The sequence below is a fragment of the Achromobacter sp. NFACC18-2 genome, from assembly GCF_900108985.1.
Lineage (GTDB): Bacteria > Pseudomonadota > Gammaproteobacteria > Burkholderiales > Burkholderiaceae_B > Achromobacter.
Genome location: NZ_FNYM01000013.1, coordinates 74,633 through 93,620 on the forward strand (window position 1 = coordinate 74,633; position 18,988 = coordinate 93,620).

An 18,988-nucleotide genomic window follows, 5' to 3' on the forward strand; every position below is an offset into this window, starting at 1 on the left:
CCTAGAGGGTGAAACGAGCGCGGATCAGTGGGCCAGGCTGCGGCGGCGCAGCCGGTCGGCCAGCCAGATCAGCGCGGCAATGAAGATGAAAAGGCAGGTCGAGACCGCGGCGATCACCGGGGAGATCTGCAGCGTGACTTCGTCCCAGAACTGCTTGGGCAGCGTCGCGTTCAGCCCGCCCGAAGCGAACAGCGCGATCGTCAGTTCGTCGAACGAGGTCGCAAACGCGAACAGGAACGACGACAAGAGGCCGGCGCTCAGGATCGGGAAGGTCACGAAGCGCAGCGTCGACCACGGGCCCGCGCCCAGGCTCTGCGCCGCCAGATCCAGGCGCGTATCGTAATTGCGCAGCACCGCCATCATGGTGATCACCACGTAGGGCACCGCCACGACCGTGTGCGCCAGGATCAGCCCGATGGTCGAACCCACCAGCCCCACACGCGCAAAGAAATAGAACATGCCCACCGCGATGATCATGCGCGGCACCACGATCGGCGACAGCACGAAGGCCAGCATCGCCGACTTGCCCCGCATGTTCGCGCGCACCAGCAGGAACGCGGCCGGCGTGCCGATCAGCATCGCCAGCAGGCCCGTGCCCACGCCCACGATCAGCGACCGCGTGATCGCCTGCATCCAGACGGGCGAGGTGAACATCTGCTCGTACCACTGCAGCGAAAATCCCTTGGGCGGCCACGTCAGGCCGGAGCCCGAATCGAACGACAGCGGAATCATCAGGAAGGCGGGCGCGGCCAGGAACGCCAGCACCAGCAGGACGATCCACCACAGCGTGCGCGACTGGCCGGTGCCCGACACCGAGCGGCGCAGGCGTGCGGGCAGCAGGGCGAACAGCGCATCGGACACATTGGCCAGCACGGTCAGCACCGCCTCGCCCGCGCGCCGCGACAGGCTTTGCGTGCCCGACGCGCGCACCCGGGTCGACGCGCCGCCGGCCATCGTCGACAGGCCCAGCACCTTGTCGTAGATCGCGAACACCACCAGCACCACCACCAGCAGCAGCACCGACACGGCGCCCGCGAACTCCCAGTTCAGCGTCTGCTGGACCTGGTCGATGATGATCTGCGTGATCATCGTCTCCTTGCGTCCGCCCAGCAGCGCGGGCGTGATGAAAAAGCCGATGGCGGTCACGAACACCATGATCGCCGCGGCGGCCACGCCGGGCATCGACAGCGGGAAATAGATCTTCCAGAACGCCGTGCCGGGCCGCGCGCCCAGCGTGGACGCGGCGCGGGGCAGGTTGCGGTCGATGTTCTCCATCACGGACAGCATCGTCAGCACTGCCAGCGGCATCAGCGCGTGCACCATGCCCACCAGCACGCTGCCGAAGTTGTAGAGCAGGTTGGCGGGCGCATCCAGGATGCCCAGCGCCTGCAGCAACTGGTTCACCACGCCGTTCCTGCCCAGCAGCACGACCCACGCAAAGGTGCGCACCAGGAAGCTCGTCCAGAACGACAGCAGCACCCAGAACAGCAGGGACGTCTTGCGCCTGGCCGACAGGCTGGAGATCAGGTAGGCCACGGGATACCCCGCCACCACGGAAAAGAACGTCGTCCACAGCGAGATCTTCAACGTGATGAGCAGCACATTCACGTAGACCGACGACGCGAAGAGCTTCTGATACTGCGCCAGGCTGAAGCCCTGTTCGCCAAAGACGCTCAGCAGCAGCAACTGGCCCACGGGGTAGATCAGCAGCACCACCAGCAGCAGGACCAGGGGCGCGGCCATCAGGAAGTGGCGGCGGCCCGGGCTCATGCGTTGACGGGGTTTGGCAAGGGTTGTCATGGGATCACTCCGCGATGGCCACCGCATCCGCGGCCGCCCAGCTCACCGACAGCGGCTGCCCGATGTCGTAGTGCTCGGCCTGGCGCTGCGTGGGGTAGGCCACGACGACCGGCCCGGCATCGGCGGCGCCGGTGTCCAGGTAGAGCTTGGTCAGGCTGCCCGTCACCATCACGTCCAGCAGCTTGCCGGTCAGCGCGTCGCCCGCGGCGCCGGCCGCGCCGACGCGCAGGTTCTGCGGGCGCAGCATCACGGTGACCTTCTGGCCTGCCTGGATGGGCGCGCCGTTGGACAAGGCCTGTCCCGTCACGCCCTGATGGGCGAGCTTCACGGACAGAGTCTCGCCGTCGACCGCCGTCACCACGCCCTGCAGCAGGTTCGATTCGCCGAGGAAGTCGGCCACGAACAGCGTGCGCGGACGGAAATACAGGTCGGCCGGCGTGCCGAGCTGCTCGATGGCCCCGCCGTTCATCAGACAGATGCGGTCCGACATCGTCATTGCCTCTTCCTGGTCATGCGTCACGTAGACGATGGTCGTGCCCAGTTCGCGGTGGATGCGCTTGATCTCCAGCTGCATCTGGTCGCGCAGCTTCTTGTCCAGCGCGCCCAGCGGTTCGTCCATCAGGATGATCGCGGGGCGGTAGACCATGCAGCGGGCCAGCGCGATGCGCTGCTGCTGTCCGCCGGACAGTTCGCGCGGCAGGCGCGACGCCACATGGGGCAGCCGCACCATTTCCAGCGCCTCGAGCGCGCGGTGGCGGGCCTCGGCGGCGGGCACCTTGCGCATCTTGAGCGGAAACGCGATGTTCTCCTCGATCGTCATGTGCGGGAACAGCGCGTAGTTCTGGAACACCATGCCGATATCGCGTTCGTAGGGGGCGCCGTAGGTCACGTCGACGCCGTCGATCAGCACGCGGCCCTCGTCGGGCTGGGCCAGGCCGGCGATCAGGCTCAGGAGCGTGGTCTTGCCGGACCCGGAGGGACCGAGCAGGGTCAGGAACTCGCCGCGGGCGACGTCCAGGTGCGTGGGCGCCAGCGCGACGAATTCGCCATAGCGTTTGCCCAGGCCCGAGATTTGCAGATTGGAAGAAGACATGGTGTTCGACACAAAGAGAATTGGCCCCGCGCCGCCCAGCGTGCGCGCGCGGGTTGCAGGCTTACTTCAGCACCCAGCCGTTGAAGCGCTCGATCACGTCGCGCTGCTTGTCCAGCCAGTACGCCGCATTGATGTGCAGGCCGTTCTTGATGTTGTCCGGGTGCGTGGGGCAATTGCGCGCCACGTCGGCCTTGATGTAATCGAACGCGGCGGGCTGCGTGACGCCCGCGGCGAAAAACTCCACCAGCGCGGCCTGGCGCTTGGGATCGGAGGCAAATTTGATGAATTCGCGGCACGCGTCGGCGTTGGGCGAGCCCTTCAGGATCGCCCAGTTGTCGCAGCCCCAGATGTTCTGGTCCCACACGATCTGCACCGGCGCGCCATTGGCGGCGGCCGACTGCGCCCGCGACACCCACGTGGCGATCATGTCCACCTCGCCCGAGCCCAGCATCTGCTCGACCTGCGCGCCGGTGTTCCACCACACGTCGACGGACGGCTTGATCTTGTCCAGGCTGGCCAGCGCGCGGTCGATGTCGCACGGATAGACCTTGTCGGTCGGCACGCCGTCGGCCATCAGCGCCTGCTCGATGGTGTCGAACGGGTGCTTGCGCAGGCCGCGGCGCCCCGGAAAGTCCTTCACGTTCCAGAAGTCGGCCCACGAGGCCGGGGCCTTGCGGCCCTTGAAGGCGTCCGTGCGGTAGGCCAGCACCGTGGTGTAGACGTTGTTGCCCACGCCGTAGGGCGACATGTACTGCTTGGGGATGGTGGCCACGACCGGATCGGACTCCAGGCCGTGTTTTTCCAGGTACACCTTGCCGCCTTCGGTCAGCATCAGGATGGCGGGTTGGCTGATCTTGGCCATGTCCCAGGTGTAGTTGCCCGTATCCACCATGCTGCGGATCTGGGCGGTGGGTTCGGCATTGGCCTGCACGCCCACGACCTGGATGCCGGTGGCTTCCGAGAAGGGCTTGTAGAACACCGCGCCATACGCCTTGCTGTAGATCCCGCCGTCATCGCGCACGACGATGCGCTTGGAGGCGGCGCGCGAGGGCGTCCAGATCATGGGCATGGCCAGCGCGGCGGCGCCGGCGGCCACGGTCTTGAGCGCGTTGCGGCGCGAGGCGTTGTGGGAGGTCGATTTCATGGAAGACTCCTGCGGGTCAAAGACGACGGATCGGGAACGACGGCTCAGGGCAGCAAGCGGCCGGGATTGAAGAGGTTGGAGGGATCGAAGGTGGCTTTCAGCGCGCGCATCATGTCCAGTTCGACGGCAGACTTGTAGTGCGCCATCTCGGCCAGCGACGTGCGGCCCACGCCGTGTTCGGCGCTGAACGTGCCGCCCAGCGCATCGGCCACGTCGTTGACGGCGCGCCGGATGGCGGCGGCCATGGCGTCGCGGTCGGGCAGTGCATCCCAGGCGGCGAAGGTGAAGAAAGGAATGAAATGGACGTTGCCGTCGCCCAGGTGCGCCACGATCAGCACGGGCAGGTCTGGCACCAGGCGGCGCACGGCGAGGGTGGCTTCATCGATGAAGCGCGGGACGCTGGACACGGGCACCGCGCTGTCGGTGGTCAGGCCGACGCCCGCCTTCTTGTTGCCTTCCGACACGCTGTGGCGCACTTCCCAGAGCGCGGCGCGCTGCGTGTCGTTGCTGGCCACCACCGCGTCGTGCAGCAGGCCCTGCTCGGAAGCCTGTTCCAGGATCTGTTGCAGCAGGTCCTGCAGGCCGGCGCCGTCGCCGGTGTCGGACAGTTCGACCAGCACGTGCCAGGGATGCGCCCCGGCCAGCGGATTCTTGCGGCCGGGCACGTGTTCCATCACGACGTCGAGCTGGTTGCGGTCGATCATCTCGAAGGCCGACAGACGCGAACCGCAGGCATCCTGGAACCGGCCCAGGATGTCCAGCGCGGCCTGCGGACTGTCGGGCGCCAGCCACGCCACGGCGTGGGCGGTGGGCAGCGGATGCAGCTTGAGCACCGCGGCGGTGACGATGCCCATCGTGCCCTCGGCGCCGATAAACAGGTGCTTCAGGTCGAAACCCGTGTTGTTCTTGCGCAGGGCGGTCATGCCATTCCAGATGCGGCCGTCCGGCAGCACCACTTCCAGGCCCAGGATGTTGTCGCGCGTATTGCCGTAGCGCAGCACGCCCGTGCCGCCCGCATTGGTCGCGATGGTGCCGCCGATCTGGCACGAGCCTTCCGCGCCCAGGCTGATCGGATAGAGACGGCCGCTCGCGGCGGCGGCTTCCTGGATCGTGGCCAGCACGCAGCCGGCTTCGACCTGCATGGAGTTGTTCGCCGCGTCGATGCCGCGGATCCTGCGCATGCGGGACAGGTTCACGATGACGGGCGGGGTGCCGTCCGCCGCCGGGACCGCGCCGCCGCACAGGCTGGTGTTGCCGCCTTGCGGCAGCACCGGCGTGCCGTGCAGGTTGCACAGGCGCACGATGTCCGACACCTGCTGCGTATTGCCGGGCAGGGCCACGCACAGCGCCGGGCCCTTGTACCGGCCGCGCCAGTCCTCGGTGTAGCCGGCGGTGTCGACTTCGGAATGAAGAATGGCGTCCTGGCCCAGTGCCTGGGTCAACGCGTCTAGCAGGGTGATGCCGTTGGTCATGTCTGTGGTCCCGAATGGAGCTGGCGCGTCGGTGCACGCCCCAGCGCATTGAGGCACAGCATACGATTACTTAAATCGCTTTTCGATTTGATTAATCGTCATGCAATTGATTCTAGGGTATGTCCTAGGCGTTGAAACCGCAGGTCAACGCGGGGGCTGCACAAGAGGACTTGGACGCGGCCCGCGATTCTGGCAAGGTTGCGCGCGGATGTCCCGGCAGGGGGCCGCTGTCGTGAGGTCTAATGGGTGACCCGGATTGCTCCCGCCGGATCGAGCGAAATACAATTGGATCGCTCGAAATGAAATTTATATGGCATCCCCTGGGCGGACAGCCGGCGGTTCGGATCCGGGTACGGCCGCAACGGGTTATCCGCCGCGCCGGGACGCGGCCACGCGGCCCTGGCGATTCTGCGCGACGAACGGGACAATGCCGCTTAGACTCGGGGCCGCACCTGGCGGGCGCAGGACGCCCAGGCCGTGCGCAAGCGAGAGACCCGACCTGCAATCCCTATTCCGGAACTGAAAAGCATCATGCGTGAAAAGATCGTCTTCATCGGCGGCGGCAATATGGCCTCCGCCATCATCGACGGCCTGCTCGGCCAGGGCCGGGCGCTGACCGATTTCCTGGTGGTCGAGCCCTATGCGCCCACGCGCGAGGCGCTGACCGCGCGCGGCCTGCCGTGCCAGGAGACCGTCACCGCCGACATCGCCGGCGCCGCGCTGTGCGTGCTGGCCACCAAGCCGCAGGTGCTGCGCGAAGCCTGCGGCCAGGTGCGCCAGCATTTGCCCGCCGAAGCCACCGTGGTCAGCATCGCCGCGGGCGTCGAACTTGCCGCGCTGTCGGACTGGCTTGGCGGCCACGCGCGCATCGTGCGCGCCATGCCGAACACCCCGGCCAAGGTGGGCCTGGGCATGACCGGCCTGTACGCCACGCCGGCCTGCGGCCAAGTCGAGCGCGATCGGGTCGACGCGCTGTTTGCCGCTGTCGGCGAACGCATCTGGACCGAGACCGAAGCCATGATCGACGCCGTCACTGCGGTGACGGGCAGCGGTCCCGGCTACGTGTTCCACTTCATGGCGGCGCTGGAAAAGGGCGCCGTGGAGCTGGGCTTCGCGCCGGCCGACGCCCGCCGTCTGGCGGTCGCGACGTTCCGCGGCGCGGCCGGACTGGCAGTCAGCGAGGATGTGCCGCTGACCGAGTTGCAGGAGCGCGTCACCTCCAAGGGCGGCACCACCTATGCCGCGCTGTCGCACATGCAGGAAGCGGGCGTGGCCGTGGCCATCGCGCAGGCCGTGCACAAGGCCGAGCAACGCGCGCGCGAACTGTCGGCGGGGTAGGGCCCCAGGGCCCGGCCCGGCGGCGCGCCGGGCCATCAGCGTCGCCGGCCCAGCAGCCACAGCAAAGCGGCCGCCGCCAGGATGGCCGCGACGTTGAACTGCATGGCCGAGGCGAACGCGTGCGCATGGCGCTCGGCCGCGCTCGCGTGCGCGTACGCCTCCAGCGTGCCGCCATACAGCATGCCGGCGGCCGACACCCCCAGCGCGGCGCCCACCTGCTGCAAGGTCGAGACCACGCCTGCCGCCATGCCGGCCTGGCGGTCCTGGACCAGCCCCATCGCCAGATTCACCAGCGGCGTGTTGACGGCGCCCTGCGCCGCGCCCAGCCACACCAGCGCCGGCAGCAGCGACCAGGGCTCCAGATGGGCGCCGGCGCTGCCCGTCTGCAGCATCAGCGCGGCCGTGGCCCCGCCGTACAGCAGGGCGGCCAGCGCGATCGCCCGGGTTCCGTACCTGGCGACCAGCCGCGGCGCGGCCATCGACCCCGCCACGAACCCGACGCTGGCCGGCGCGAAGATCAGGCCGGCCGTCAGCGCGTCGCGTCCGAAGCCGGTCTGCACCAGCAAGGCATAGCAAAGAAACATGGCGCTGGCGGTGGAGAACACCAGCATCACGACGAGGCACCCCGCCGCAAAGCGGGGCTGCGCCAGCAAGGCCATGTCCACCAGCGGCGCGCCGCCCCGTGCGGCGATGCGGCGCTGCAGGCGCGCGAAGGCCGCCAGCGCGGCCGCCGATGCCGCGCCGCAGGCCAGTGTCCAGGCCGGCCATTGGCGCGCGGGGCCCTCGATCAGCGCGAGCAGCAGCAACGCCAGTCCCAGCCCCACCAGCGCCGCGCCGGGCCAGTCCATCGCCGCGCCCGAGGGCTCGACGGACTCGGGCATGTGGCGAGCCAGCCAGCAAGCCAGCAGCCCCAAGGGCAGGTTGACAAGGAAGATGGCGCGCCACGCCAGGCCGAACAGATCGGCATGGACGATCCATCCGCCGAGCACCTGTCCGGCGATGGCGGCCAGCCCCAGCGTCATGCCCAGCAACCCGAACGCCCGCCGCCGCGCGTGTCCGTCGTAGCTGACGCGGATCAGCGCATACACCTGCGGGAACAGCATCGCCGCGGCCGCGCCTTGCAGGATGCGCGCGGCGATCAATGTGCCGGGCGTGGGCGCCAGGCCGCACAGCGCGGACGCCAACGCAAAGCCCGCCATGCCCAGCATGGACAGCCGGCGCCTGCCGTGCCGGTCGCCCAGCCGGCTGCCCGCGATCAGCAGCACCCCGTACGCCAATTCGTAGGCGGCAATGATGAAGTTGATCTGCGCGAAGCTGGCCGACAGCGTGGCCTGCATGCTGGGTATCGCCACGTTCACGACGAAGAGGTCGAAGATCGTGATGAAGCCGCCGGAGAGCAGCACGGCCAGGCCGAGACGGCCCAGGGCCGGCGTGCCGGCGTGAGCTGCAGGGGCGGGTTCGCAGGCGGAGGGGAGGGTGGAGGTCGTCATGAAAGCGCCAGGAAAGTTCAGATCGGCGCTATTCTGGGCGGGCTTTTAGCCTTATACAATTTAGCTGCTTATGCTATTACTCCCTGCAATATGTCCATGACAGCACCTGCCCCCGCTCCCCGGTTGGCGCGTACGCGCGCCGACCTGTCCGAATTCCTGCGGCTGCGCCGCGAACGTCTCAGCCCCGCCGACCTCGGCCTGCCGCCCGGCCGGCGCCGCCGCACGCCCGGGCTGCGCCGGGAGGAGGTCGCGGCGCTGGCGGGTGTCGGACTGGCCTGGTACACGTGGTTCGAACAGGGCCGCAACATCAGCGTGTCGGCCGCCTTCCTGGAAAACCTGGCGCGCGTGCTGCGGCTGGACGATGCGGAGCGCCGCCACCTGTACCTGCTGGCGCACCAGCGTCCGCCCGCCGAGACCGGCCGCACGTGGTGCACGGTGCCCGCGCAGGTCCGCCGCCTGATGGATGACCTGCCCACGCGGCCGGCCTACATCCTGAACCTGCGCTGGGACGTGGTGCTGTGGAACGCCGCCGCGGACAAGGTGTTCGGTTTTTCGGCGCAGGCGCCTGGGCGCCGCAACCTGCTCTGGATGCTGTTCGTGGACCCTGCGATGCGCACCCGCTTCGTGGATTGGGCGGCGCAGGCGCCCCGCATGCTGTCCTCGTTCCGGCGCGATTTCGCCAGCGCCGCCGGTGTGTCCGACATTGCCGAACTGGTCGACGAGCTGGAGCGGGTCTCGCCCGATTTCCAGTCATGGTGGCGCGAGCACGACGTGCATGGCGCGTGCATGGGCCTGCGCAGCCTGCACGTGGAGCCGCTGGGCGATATCGCGTTCGAGCACGCCACGTTGAGTGTCGATGAAAGCCGCCATCTGCGGCTGGTCGTCTACGCGCCCGCGCCGGACGAGCCCAAGGCGGCGGACTTCGCCCGCTGGGTGCAAGCCAGCCCGGCCGCGTCAGGTGGCCCGGCGGGGTAGGCGGGTTGCGCGGGGTCTGGCGGGGTTGACGGCACCCAGTCTGTAGATATATCGTAAGAGCTATATCTTAAGATATATCGTCAGATACATCGTCAGATGCATCGCCGGAGCCCATCATGCGCCATTCCCATTTCATCGCCGCGTTCCAACGCGCCCTCGAGGGTCAGGGCCGCCACGGCCATTCCCACCCTCACGGCCCGCTTCCAAACGGGCTCGGGTGCCATCATCCTGCCGCTCCCCACGGCGCGCGTCCTCACCCCCGTCACGCCAGCGCGGGCGGCGACTGGTTCTCCGGGGCCCAAGACGGCCGCGGCGACGCCGATGGCTTCGGGGGCGACGGCCGGGGCTTCACCCGCAGCCGCAAGGTGTCCAGCGACGACCTGCAGCTCATGCTGTTGGGCCTGCTGGAACAGAACCCCAGCCACGGCTATGAACTCATCAAGGCGCTGGGCGCATTGAGCAACGGCTTCTACACGCCCAGCCCCGGCATGGTCTACCCCGCGCTGACCTATCTGGAAGAACTGGGCTACGCCACGGTCGAGCAGGAGGGGACCAAGAAGCGCTACCACCTGTCCGAGCCCGGCCGCGCGCACCTGGATGCCAACCGCGAGCGCCTGGAGCTGATGTTCAACAAGCTCAAGCACGTGGCCCGCAAGATGGACTGGATGCGCCAGGCCTGGAGCGGCCAGCCGCGCAGCACCGGTCCCGAGGGCGAGGATGCCCGCACCGGCTGGCTGCCCGAATTCGTGGCGGCGCGCCAGGCGCTCAAGCGCGCGCTGCTGGACCGCACCGACGCCACCCCCGCCGAACAACGACGCATCGCCGCCATCCTGGCGCGTGCGACCGACGCAATCACCGGCAAGACCGGCAACTGATCGCGTCCCCCACACTCTGGAGTTCCCATGACCCGTAGCGACCTGAACGTCGAGCGCGTTCGCCACCCCCTGAAGATGCGCCTGCTGACCGTGACGCGCGTGGAGCGCATTGCCGGCCTGCTGGCGCGCATCACCTTTACCGGCGAGGACCTGCAGGACTTCGTGTCCGCGTCCTTCGACGACCACGTGAAAGTCTTTTTCCCCGCCGATCCCGCGCTGGCGCCGGTGCTGCCCACCGCCGGGCCCGACGGCATCAAGTTCCCCGAGGGCGTGCCGCGGCCCGCCGCGCGCGACTACACGCCGCGCCGCTTCGACACCGAGCGGCAGGAGCTTGAGATCGAATTCGTGCTGCACGGCGACGGCCCCGCCTCGACCTGGGCCGAGCAGGCCCGGCCGGGCCAGCAGCTTGGCATCGGCGGCCCGCGCGGTTCGTTCGTGGTGCCCAAGGCGTTCGACTGGCATGTGCTGATCGGCGACGAGACCGCGCTGCCCGCCATCGCCCGCCGGCTTGAAGAACTGCCCGCCACGTCGCAGGCGCTGGTGCTGGTCGAAGTCCCCGCGCAGGCCAATGAAACCCCGCTGCCCACGTCCGCCAAGGCCTCGGTGCGCTGGCTGCACCGCAACGGCACCGCGCCGGGCTACAGCACGCTGTTGCTCGAAGCCGCGCGTGACCTGGCGCTGCCGCAGGGCGAGGGGTATGTGTGGGTCGCGGCGGAATCCTCCACCGCCAAGGCCGTGCGCGAGATCATGGTGGCGCAGCACGGCATCGACAAGGGCCGCATCCGCGCCGCCAGCTACTGGAAGCGCGGCGCGGTCGCCGTGCATGAATCGCACGACGACTGAGGGGCGTCACCGGCTGCGGGATTCGCGCGCCAGCGCAAGCAGGTTCGCCGCCCGCGCCCCGGGCGCGTGCTGGCGCAGCGCCAGCCCCAGCACCGCCCGGGGCCCATCCAGCGCGAAGGGGCGGTAGACCACGCCATCGGGCCGCAGGTGCCGCAGCGATGCCGGCACGATCGCCACGCCCATCCCCGCCGCCACCAGATTCACCGCCGATGACAACTGCGGCGCCTGCTGGCCGATGCGCGGACTCAGGCCCTGCTGCCTGCACGCCGCCATGATGTCCGCACTGAGCCCGTAGCCCGACTTGCGCGAATACAGGATGAAGTGCTCGCGCGCCAGGTCGGCGGGCGCGAGGCGCTTGCGGCGCGCCAGCGCGTGTCCCAGCGGCAGCGCCACCACCAGCGGTTCTTCGACCAGTTGCGTGAACGCCAGTCCGCCTTCCAGCGCGAACGGCGGCCGCACGAACGCGGCATCTATCGCGCCTTCGCGCAGCCGCGCCACCAGCGTTTCGCTGTCGCCTTGCGACAGCGTCATCTCGACTTCCGGGTAGCGCTCGCGGTATTGGCGGATCAGTTCGGTCACCACGCCGTTAAAGGACGCCGACTCGGTAAATCCCAATGTCAGTTCGCCGACCTCGCCGCGCGCCGCGCGACGGGCCGTGCGCATCGCGGCGTCCGCGCGTTGCAGGATGTCTTGCGCGCACACAAGAAACGCGCGGCCTGCGTCGTTGAGCGCGACGCCCCGCCCCGTGCGGTCAAAGAGCGGCGTGCCCACTTCCTGTTCAAGCTGGCGTATCTGCTGGCTGAGCGGCGGCTGCGCCATGCCCAGCAGCTCGGCCGCGCGCGTGAAATGCTGGGCCTCGGCCGTGACGACGAAATAGCGGAGATGGCGCAGTTCCATACAGATACCAAAAAAGTACTGATTAGCAAGTTTTCATATATTGGACATTCTAGACCGGCGCGCCGATCATGCCTGCATCGTCCATCGCATCGAAGGAAATCCATGACCGTCACCCCGAAACCCGGCGCGCTGCTGCGCCAGCGCCTGTCTGAAGACATCGTCGTCGCGCCCGGCGCCTACGACGGCCTGTCCGCGCGGCTGGTCGCCGCGGCGGGCTTTTCGGCCGTCTACGCCAGTGGCGGCGCCATCGCCCGCGCGGCGGGCTATCCCGACATCGGCCTGCTCAGCTTCTCGGAGGTGATGGACCGCGTGGAAAAAATCGTCGACGCCAGCGGCCTGCCCGTCGTGGCGGACGCGGACACGGGGTTTGGCGGATCGGCCAATGTAGAGCGCACCGTGCGCCTGATGGAACGCGCGGGCGTGGCCGCATTCCATATCGAAGACCAGTCCTTTCCCAAGCGTTGCGGCCACCTGGACGACAAGAGCCTGGTGGACGCCGACGAGATGTGCCGCAAGGTCCACATCGCGCGCCAGACGCTGGCCGACGCGGACACGCTGGTCATTGCGCGCACCGACGCGATCGCGGTGGAAGGCTTCGACGCGGCCATCGCCCGCGCCGAGCGCTATCTGAAGGCGGGCGCCGACATGATCTTCGTCGAGGCGCCCGAGACGCTGGCGCAGATCCGCGCCATCGCCGAGCGGCTGCCCGGCCTGAAGCTCATCAACATGTTCTACGGCGGCAAGACGCCGCTGGTGCCGCTGCCGGACCTGGCCGAGATGGGCTATCGCCTGGCGATCATTCCGTCGGACCTGCAGCGCGCGGCCATCCATGCGATGCAGGCCACGCTGCAAGCCATCCGGCAGACGGGCGACAGCAGCGCGCTGGCGGACCGCCTGACCGGCTTCAAGGAGCGTGAAGAAATCGTGCAGACCCGCCGTTATCTGGCGCTGGACACTCAGTAGGCGCTGGCCTGAGGACGGTCCTTGCAGCCGTGGGGCATGCGCAGCGGCCACAGGCGCTGCCCGGCGGCGCCGTACAGCGTGCGGATGCCGCACTGCATCTGCACGTAGGCGAGCCGATGGCCGGTGTCGTCGATGATCTGCGACGCGTCATCCGTGGAGACCACGGCGCGCTGTTGCGAGAAGCCCGACAACGCCTGGAAGTCTGCCGGGATGGCGAACGCGCCCTCGCGGTTCACGTAGCCATAGCTGCGGTCCTTGCGGGCAGGCGCCAGGCCTTCGCGCATCGCGCCCAGCGCGTCGAAGGCGGGCCCCACCAGCGCGCCCCGGGTGTCCACCCAGCGCACCCCGCCGCCGGACAGTTGCGTCACGGCGCGGCCTTCCGAGAACGCCGATGCCAGGCCGTCGACCGTGAGCCGGGGCTTGCCCGAGAGGTCGGTGTAGTCGGTCCGGGTCCCGCGGTCCGTCGAGTAATGGCGCAGCAGCATGTCGGAGCGGCGCGGCCAGACCCATTCGCCCTTGGGCAAGGTCGCGAGGGTCTTGCCGTTGGCGTCGATGATGCGCGTGCCGGCGGCGTCCATCGCCAGGGCTCGCGCGGGCGCGCCCCGGAAATCGGTTGCGGTCCAGGCCGCGGGTTCGATCTGCCAGGCTCCGCTGGCGTTCAGGTAGCCCTGGCGGTTCGGGCGGCGGATCTCCATCCAGTCGCCCAGGCGGATGTAGTCGGCGTCCTTCATGTCCAGCGCGTCCGAGCCGTCCGGCGAGATGATCCAGCGGCGTTCGCGATTGCCCGCGCTGAGCGAGCCATCTCCGAAGTCGCCGATCTGCAAGCCGGGCATGAAGGCGGTCAGCGCCTTGCCTTGCGCATTGAAGACGGCGGCGGGGCGGTCGGATTCGTACTCCTGCTTGCCGGGTTGCGAAACCCGCCACAGCATGTCGTTCACGCGTTCGACGTCGTGATGGCTGGCCGGCAGGATCCACCGGCCCTGCATGTCGATGACGCCGACGCGGCCCGCGCCCAGCGCGGCGACCGCCTGGCCGTTGCGGAAATCGCCGATGCGGCTGAACGCGGGCGCGGCCAGTTCCTTGTCGGCGACGACGTCGTACAGGCCCCACGGCGCGCCGTCGGCCGCCGTCTTCAGGAAGCGCACCACGCCGGGCGCCACGACCTGCGAATCAAAGTTCTCCGGCAGCGCGTAGGTCTTGCCCGCGCGATCGATCATCCGCACCACGCCGTCGCCATAGACCTGCGCGTAACCGTGGCGGAACATGCCGATGTGCTGCTGAACGGGCAGGTCCAGCGCCTTGCCGCGCGCATCCAGCAGCACCATGCCTTCGTCGGTCTCGGCGGCGTAGCGCAACTGGTCCGCCTTGATCGGGGCATCGGCCTGGCCGCCGGCATCGTCCAGCGGCGTGACCGCAGACCACGAGGCATCGGTCACGATGCTGCCGTCCGCCAGCAGCAGGCCCACCTCCACGTCATCGCACTGGCAATGGCTTTGCCCGAGCAGGCCCAGCGGACCGCCCGGCACGCCGCCCGGCAGCGGCGTCAGCGGCCGGTCCCGTAGCGCCGCCACGGTCTCGGGCTTGAGCAGCGCCTTGCCCTCGCGGTCCACCACGTTGAGCAGCTCGTCCTGCGCGCCGGACAGCCACAGATTGCCCTCGCGCACCGCGATGCGGCGGGCGTCTGCCAGCCAGGCAGGCGCGGTGGCGCCGTGCAGCCAGGCGCCCGAAGGCGTCAGCAGGCCGGCGGCCCGGCTGGAGCCATCCACGAACAGCACATAGCCCTCCATCTCGTCGGTGGCCGACAAGCCCTGGCCCAGCGTGACGGGGGTCTTGTGTCCCGGGACCAGCGCCACGAGCTGGTCGCCCGACGGGTACACAATGATGTCGGCATGGCGCTGCGAGGCGTGGCCTTCGTCCTGCGTCAGCGTGGCGACGACCGTGCCATCGCGGTCCAGCACCGCAAAGCCGGCCTGGCGCGGCAGCGCCGCGCTGAAGAACGCCGCGCCCACCGGATTCATGCTTTCGTACTGCTGGCCGGCGCCGATGAGCTTGCCGTCGGCGGTCACCATCATCGAGCCCTCGGCGCCGTAGCCGGTGGCCACGCCGGCGCCCTCCTGCACGTAGATGTCGTCCAGCACCGGCTCCACGACCCAGTTCCAGTCCTTGTCCACCACGCCGTACTTCGCCTGGCCATCGGAGGCGACGTACAGCCCCTTGTCGCCCAGCGGCCGCGTGATCACGACGCCGGCGCCGCCGTAGCGGCGTTCGCCGGAGGCCGAGCGGTACTCTTCCCGGTACTGGACCGTAGCCCGCGCGGGCACGCCGTCGGACAGGCGCACGTCGCGCACGACTTCCTCGAACGGCTGGCCGACCGGCTTGCCCTGGCGGTCGATCAGCATGGGCCTGCCGTCCAGGGTGGCCACCGCCAATCCGACTTCGACGAAGTCCTGCACCGCGTCATAGCGCGGCCGCACCGCCATGCGGCCCCTGGTGTCGATGAAGCCCCATTTTCCCTGCCATTGCACCGCGGCCAGTCCATGGCGGAAGTCGCGCACCGCCTCGAAGATGGGCTTGATCGCGACGCGGCCATCGGCGTCCAGAAAGCCCCAGGCATGGCGGCGCAGCGAGAAGTCGCGCGGCACGCGGTCGATGTTCTCGATGGCCGAAGGCAGCAGCACCGCGGCGCGCTCGTCGTGCAGGTCGCGGATGCAGCCGTTGCCGAACGGACTGCGCGAGGCGATGTCGTCGGCGGCGGGATAGGCCTCGTAGAAGACCTCGCCCAGGCAGTACACATGGGCGGAATACGCCTGCGCGGACAGGGACGCGCCCAGCGCGGCCAGGGCGCAGGCGATGCGGGTGGTGCGAAGCACACGTGACGTCATGATCATTCTGCGTTGGCTTGTTCGGTTGCGGGAGGGGTGATGCCAGCGGCCTCGGGGCAGTCGAGTTTGCGCGGCGGCCAGCTCTGCCTGTCCTGGGCGTCCACGATCACCATCGTGCCGCACAGCAGGCCGAACAGCGCGGTGGTCTTGCCCTTGGTGTCGATGTATTCGACCAGTCGGGTGCGGCGCACCAGCGCGCGCCCCTCGTGGAAGTCGTCGGCCCACGTGAACGCGGGCGCGATGGCGTAGCGTCCGGTCAGGTCGATGTAGCCGTACTGCTTGCCGGTGCGCGCCAGGCGGCGGGCCCGGGCGAGCCCGTCCTTCAAAGGGCCGAGATAGTCGAAGTGCGCGCCCACGACGCGCTTGCCGTCCGCGTCGATGAACCCGTACTTGTTCCGGGCATCGCTGTAGGGCACCACGCCTTCGCTGGCCTTGTCGGCGTCGACCGCGTAGCGGCCCGGCAGCCGCGCGATCTCGCGGCCCTGCAGGTCCACCATGATGCTGGACGAATCCTCGCTGTCATTGAAGACGACGCGCCGCATCGACGCCAGCGGCGTGCCGTCGCCCCACTTTTCCAGCACGGTCCTGCCGGTCTGGTCGATCACGCGGTAGCCCGGTCCGAGGTAGGCGCGCGCCAGGCCTTCGGGCTGCGCAAAGAACGGATTGAATTCGCCATAGCGCGCGGGCACCTTCAGGTTGCCGCGCGCGTCGATGGCGCCTTCGCGCTCGTCGTACTCGACGTGGATCCAGTCCCCGTATTGCTGCGTGCGCGCCGCGCGGCCGTTCGAGACGCGCAGGGCCGCGCCCTGCGCGTCGAACAGCACGGCGCTCTCGTCGGCCAGCTCGCCGAGGTAGCGTCCGTCCTGCAGTTTCTGCGGCTTGCCGATCACGGGTTCGCTCGCCTTGCCCGTGCGCAGGTTGATCACGCGGTAGGCGCTTTCGCGATAGCCGCCGCGCTCGCGCTTGGCGTCGGGCGCATCCACCAGCATGAGGCCGTTGCCCAGGTATTCCAGGTCGTACGCGCCGTCGTACCGGGCGGGCAGCACCCACTTGCCCTCCCGGTTGACCACGCCCCAGCGGCCCTGGTCCTGCACCTTGGCCCAGTCGTCCTCGAATTCCTCGATCTGGTCGTAGACCGGCTTTAGCATCGGCGCGCCCTTGCGCAGGTTCCAGATGCCCCAGCGGCGCTGGCGGTTTTCGTTCATGGCGCGGTAATGCAGCAGGTCGCCATCGATGCGCGACGCCTCTTGCAGCACCTCGGCCGGGACGGGCACCTTCTGGCCGCGGTCATCGATCAAGTCGGCTTCGCGGCGGTCCATGTCCTTCGTGCGGGCCCAGGTGTAGGCGCCCTTGAAAGGGCGCATCTCCGCGTACCGCGGCTTGACGGCCCACGCGCCGTCGGGACCGATTGCGCCGACTTGGTACTGCCGGGTGCGCGCGACGATCGGCAGCGCGACGTCGTAGGTGTCGATGCTGTCCCACTCGGGATTGGTCACGATGGCGCCCGCGGCGGTCAGCACCCCCAGCGGTTTGTCGTCGTCGAGGGGACGCAGCAGCGCCAGCGGCGCGTCGGCATTGCCGGCGGCTTTGCGTCGGTAATGGAACTCGCTGACCTCGTAGCCGCGCAGGCGGGAGAGGGTGGCCTCATCCAGCATGGCGCGGCCGTCGCGGGCGTAGATCTGGTAGAGCGATGGGTCATCGTCGGCGGCGAGGGCCGCGTCCTGCGCGGTGTCGTAGGCGGCCGTGGCCGCGTCGCTGGCAGCCGTGGCGGCGTCGCTGGCGGCTTGCGTCGCGGCATCGCCGGCCTGGGCCGCCACTGGCGGGTCCACGAAGGCGGCTGCGGTTTCGGCCGCTGACGCCTCCTGCATCGCGTCCGCAGCGGCCTCTGCCTCTGGGTTTGCCTCTGGGTCTGCCTCTGCCTCCTCGGCCGCAGCCGCGTCCCCACCGGCCTGCGCCGCATCGGCCGCATGCTTCGTATCGGCGGTGGAGTCCGCCGCCGGCCCCGCCGGCGCGCCGTACACCCACGCGCGCCCGTCGTGGACTTTCACCTCGCCGTTGCGCAGCGCCAGAAGCTGCACGCCGCCTGCGGGGTCGATCAGCAGCGTCATGCCGGGTTCGGAGGCGATGCGCCATCCCTCGCGCTGCGCCACGCCCAGGTAGTCGTCGCGAAACACGTGCAGGGGCTGGAGTTCTCCGTCCAGCAGCGACGTGCCGCCGTTAGCGCCCGCTTTGGCCAGCCATACGCCCGGCGCCAGCAGTTGGACGCTGGTGTAGCGCTGCGTCGACAGCGGCTCGCCGCGCAGGTCGACGAATTCCCAGGCGTGCTCGCGATTCACGGCCACCACGTCGCCGTCGCGCAGCGGCGGGGCGAAGGAACGCAAGGTTTGCGGGGCGACCGCCCATGCGCCGTGGCGGTCCAGCAGCCCCCACCAGCCGCCGTAGCGCGAGCCGCGCGCCTGGGCGGGCAGATAGCCGCCGCTGGGCGCGGCCAGCGCCATCACGTCCTCGGGCAGCGCGGCCGGCTTGCCGGTCGTGGTGTTGAACAGGCTGGGCGGTGTCGGGATCTCCATGGCCGCCAGCGTCTGGCCGGGTGCAAAGCCCGACGTGCGCGTGCCCAGCGCAAAGGTCTTGAGCACTTTGCCGTGGCGGTCGATCAGCACGTCCTGGCCGTTTTCCTCGGCCAGCGCCGTGCCCTGCGCGTTGAACCCCGTGGCCTCCGAGAACCGCGGCTCGATGGCCCAGCGTCCCTGTCTGTCGATGTAGCCCCAGAGGTCGTCCCGGCTGACCGCGGCCAGTCCGTTCTGGAAGGGCCGGGCGTCCGAGTACGCGGGCGCGATGGCCATGGCGCCTTGCTTGTCGATATAGCCCCAGGCGGCCGATTCGCCATCGGCGGTGCCCACCAGCACGGCGGCCAGGCCTTCCTGGTAGGGCTGATTGCACGGCGTGCCGGCGCCTTCGCCGACGTAGTTCAGGCCGCATTGCTGCGTCCAATCGGGCTGCGCGTGCGCGCCGGCGGGCGCCAGCAGCGCCAATCCGGCCAGCGCCGCGGCGAGCGCCAGGGGCCTGAAGAACGGCGCCGCCGTCATGGTTTGCGGGCGCGGCCAGGAACCGCGGAAGTGAAAGTGCCAGACCGGGCGTGCCACATGAGTCGATGCCTGCCGAGGTGAATGGAGAAGGCAGCACTGTAACCAGCGTTACCAGGGACGGATCGCCTTA

13 protein-coding genes are annotated in these 18,988 nt (G+C 69.3%); 5 read left to right on the forward strand and 8 right to left on the reverse strand.

Going from position 1 to position 18,988, the window contains the following annotated elements:
• Positions 1-24: 24 nt before the first annotated feature.
• The 4 genes from BMW75_RS19580 to BMW75_RS19595 all read right to left on the reverse strand — a co-directional run bounded on the left by BMW75_RS19580 (position 25) and on the right by BMW75_RS19595 (position 5,509).
• Entirely contained in the window at positions 25-1,800 is a 1,776-nt protein-coding gene (locus tag BMW75_RS19580; protein ID WP_092581505.1) for an ABC transporter permease subunit, read from the reverse strand.
• Positions 1,801-1,804: 4 nt separating this feature from the next.
• The gene (locus tag BMW75_RS19585; protein ID WP_092581506.1) at positions 1,805-2,893 is read right to left on the reverse strand and encodes an ABC transporter ATP-binding protein; all 1,089 of its coding nucleotides are present in this window, start codon (positions 2,891-2,893) and stop codon (positions 1,805-1,807) included.
• A gap of 61 nt (positions 2,894-2,954) precedes the next feature.
• Positions 2,955-4,037 (reverse strand): ABC transporter substrate-binding protein, encoded by a 1,083-nt coding sequence (locus BMW75_RS19590; RefSeq protein ID WP_076517242.1) that lies wholly within the window; start codon positions 4,035-4,037, stop codon positions 2,955-2,957.
• A 44-nt stretch (positions 4,038-4,081) separates the two neighbouring features.
• Positions 4,082-5,509 carry an FAD-binding oxidoreductase gene (locus BMW75_RS19595; RefSeq protein ID WP_092581507.1) on the reverse strand — a complete coding sequence of 476 codons (1,428 nt, stop codon included), beginning with the start codon at positions 5,507-5,509 and terminating at the stop codon, positions 4,082-4,084.
• 531 nt (positions 5,510-6,040) lie between these two features.
• Here BMW75_RS19595 and proC point away from each other — a divergent pair.
• The gene (gene proC / locus BMW75_RS19600) at positions 6,041-6,847 is read left to right on the forward strand and encodes a pyrroline-5-carboxylate reductase (protein ID WP_092581508.1); all 807 of its coding nucleotides are present in this window, start codon (positions 6,041-6,043) and stop codon (positions 6,845-6,847) included.
• Positions 6,848-6,882: 35 nt separating this feature from the next.
• Here proC and BMW75_RS19605 read toward each other — a convergent pair whose 3' ends face one another.
• Positions 6,883-8,337 (reverse strand): MFS transporter, encoded by a 1,455-nt coding sequence (locus BMW75_RS19605; protein ID WP_092581509.1) that lies wholly within the window; start codon positions 8,335-8,337, stop codon positions 6,883-6,885.
• Between the two features lie 96 nt (positions 8,338-8,433).
• Between BMW75_RS19605 and BMW75_RS19610 the strand changes: the two genes are divergently transcribed.
• The 3 genes from BMW75_RS19610 (at position 8,434) to BMW75_RS19620 (ending at position 11,030) form a co-directional block, all read left to right on the forward strand.
• Complete coding sequence (locus tag BMW75_RS19610; RefSeq protein WP_092581510.1) at positions 8,434-9,312, forward strand: helix-turn-helix transcriptional regulator; 879 nt, start codon at positions 8,434-8,436, stop codon at positions 9,310-9,312.
• Between the two features lie 116 nt (positions 9,313-9,428).
• A complete protein-coding gene (locus BMW75_RS19615; RefSeq protein ID WP_254792071.1) occupies positions 9,429-10,187 on the forward strand; it encodes a PadR family transcriptional regulator in 759 nt (252 codons plus the stop codon).
• 27 nt (positions 10,188-10,214) lie between these two features.
• Positions 10,215-11,030: a siderophore-interacting protein gene (locus BMW75_RS19620; RefSeq protein ID WP_092581511.1), complete on the forward strand. Its 816-nt coding sequence runs from the start codon at positions 10,215-10,217 to the stop codon at positions 11,028-11,030.
• A 6-nt stretch (positions 11,031-11,036) separates the two neighbouring features.
• Here BMW75_RS19620 and BMW75_RS19625 read toward each other — a convergent pair whose 3' ends face one another.
• Positions 11,037-11,927, reverse strand: coding sequence for a LysR family transcriptional regulator (locus tag BMW75_RS19625; RefSeq protein ID WP_092581512.1), 891 nt, complete (start codon positions 11,925-11,927; stop codon positions 11,037-11,039).
• Between the two features lie 102 nt (positions 11,928-12,029).
• Here BMW75_RS19625 and BMW75_RS19630 point away from each other — a divergent pair, with 102 nt between their 5' ends.
• Positions 12,030-12,890, forward strand: coding sequence for an isocitrate lyase/PEP mutase family protein (locus BMW75_RS19630; protein ID WP_092581513.1), 861 nt, complete (start codon positions 12,030-12,032; stop codon positions 12,888-12,890).
• Here the strand turns inward: BMW75_RS19630 and BMW75_RS19635 are convergent.
• Together BMW75_RS19635 and BMW75_RS19640 are read right to left on the reverse strand one after the other, a co-directional pair.
• Entirely contained in the window at positions 12,884-15,772 is a 2,889-nt protein-coding gene (locus BMW75_RS19635) for a WG repeat-containing protein (protein WP_092581599.1), read from the reverse strand. The two genes, BMW75_RS19630 and BMW75_RS19635, sit on opposite strands and share 7 nt — an antisense overlap.
• A gap of 2 nt (positions 15,773-15,774) precedes the next feature.
• Positions 15,775-18,915 (reverse strand): WG repeat-containing protein, encoded by a 3,141-nt coding sequence (locus BMW75_RS19640; RefSeq protein ID WP_254792072.1) that lies wholly within the window; start codon positions 18,913-18,915, stop codon positions 15,775-15,777.
• Positions 18,916-18,988: the final 73 nt, after the last annotated feature.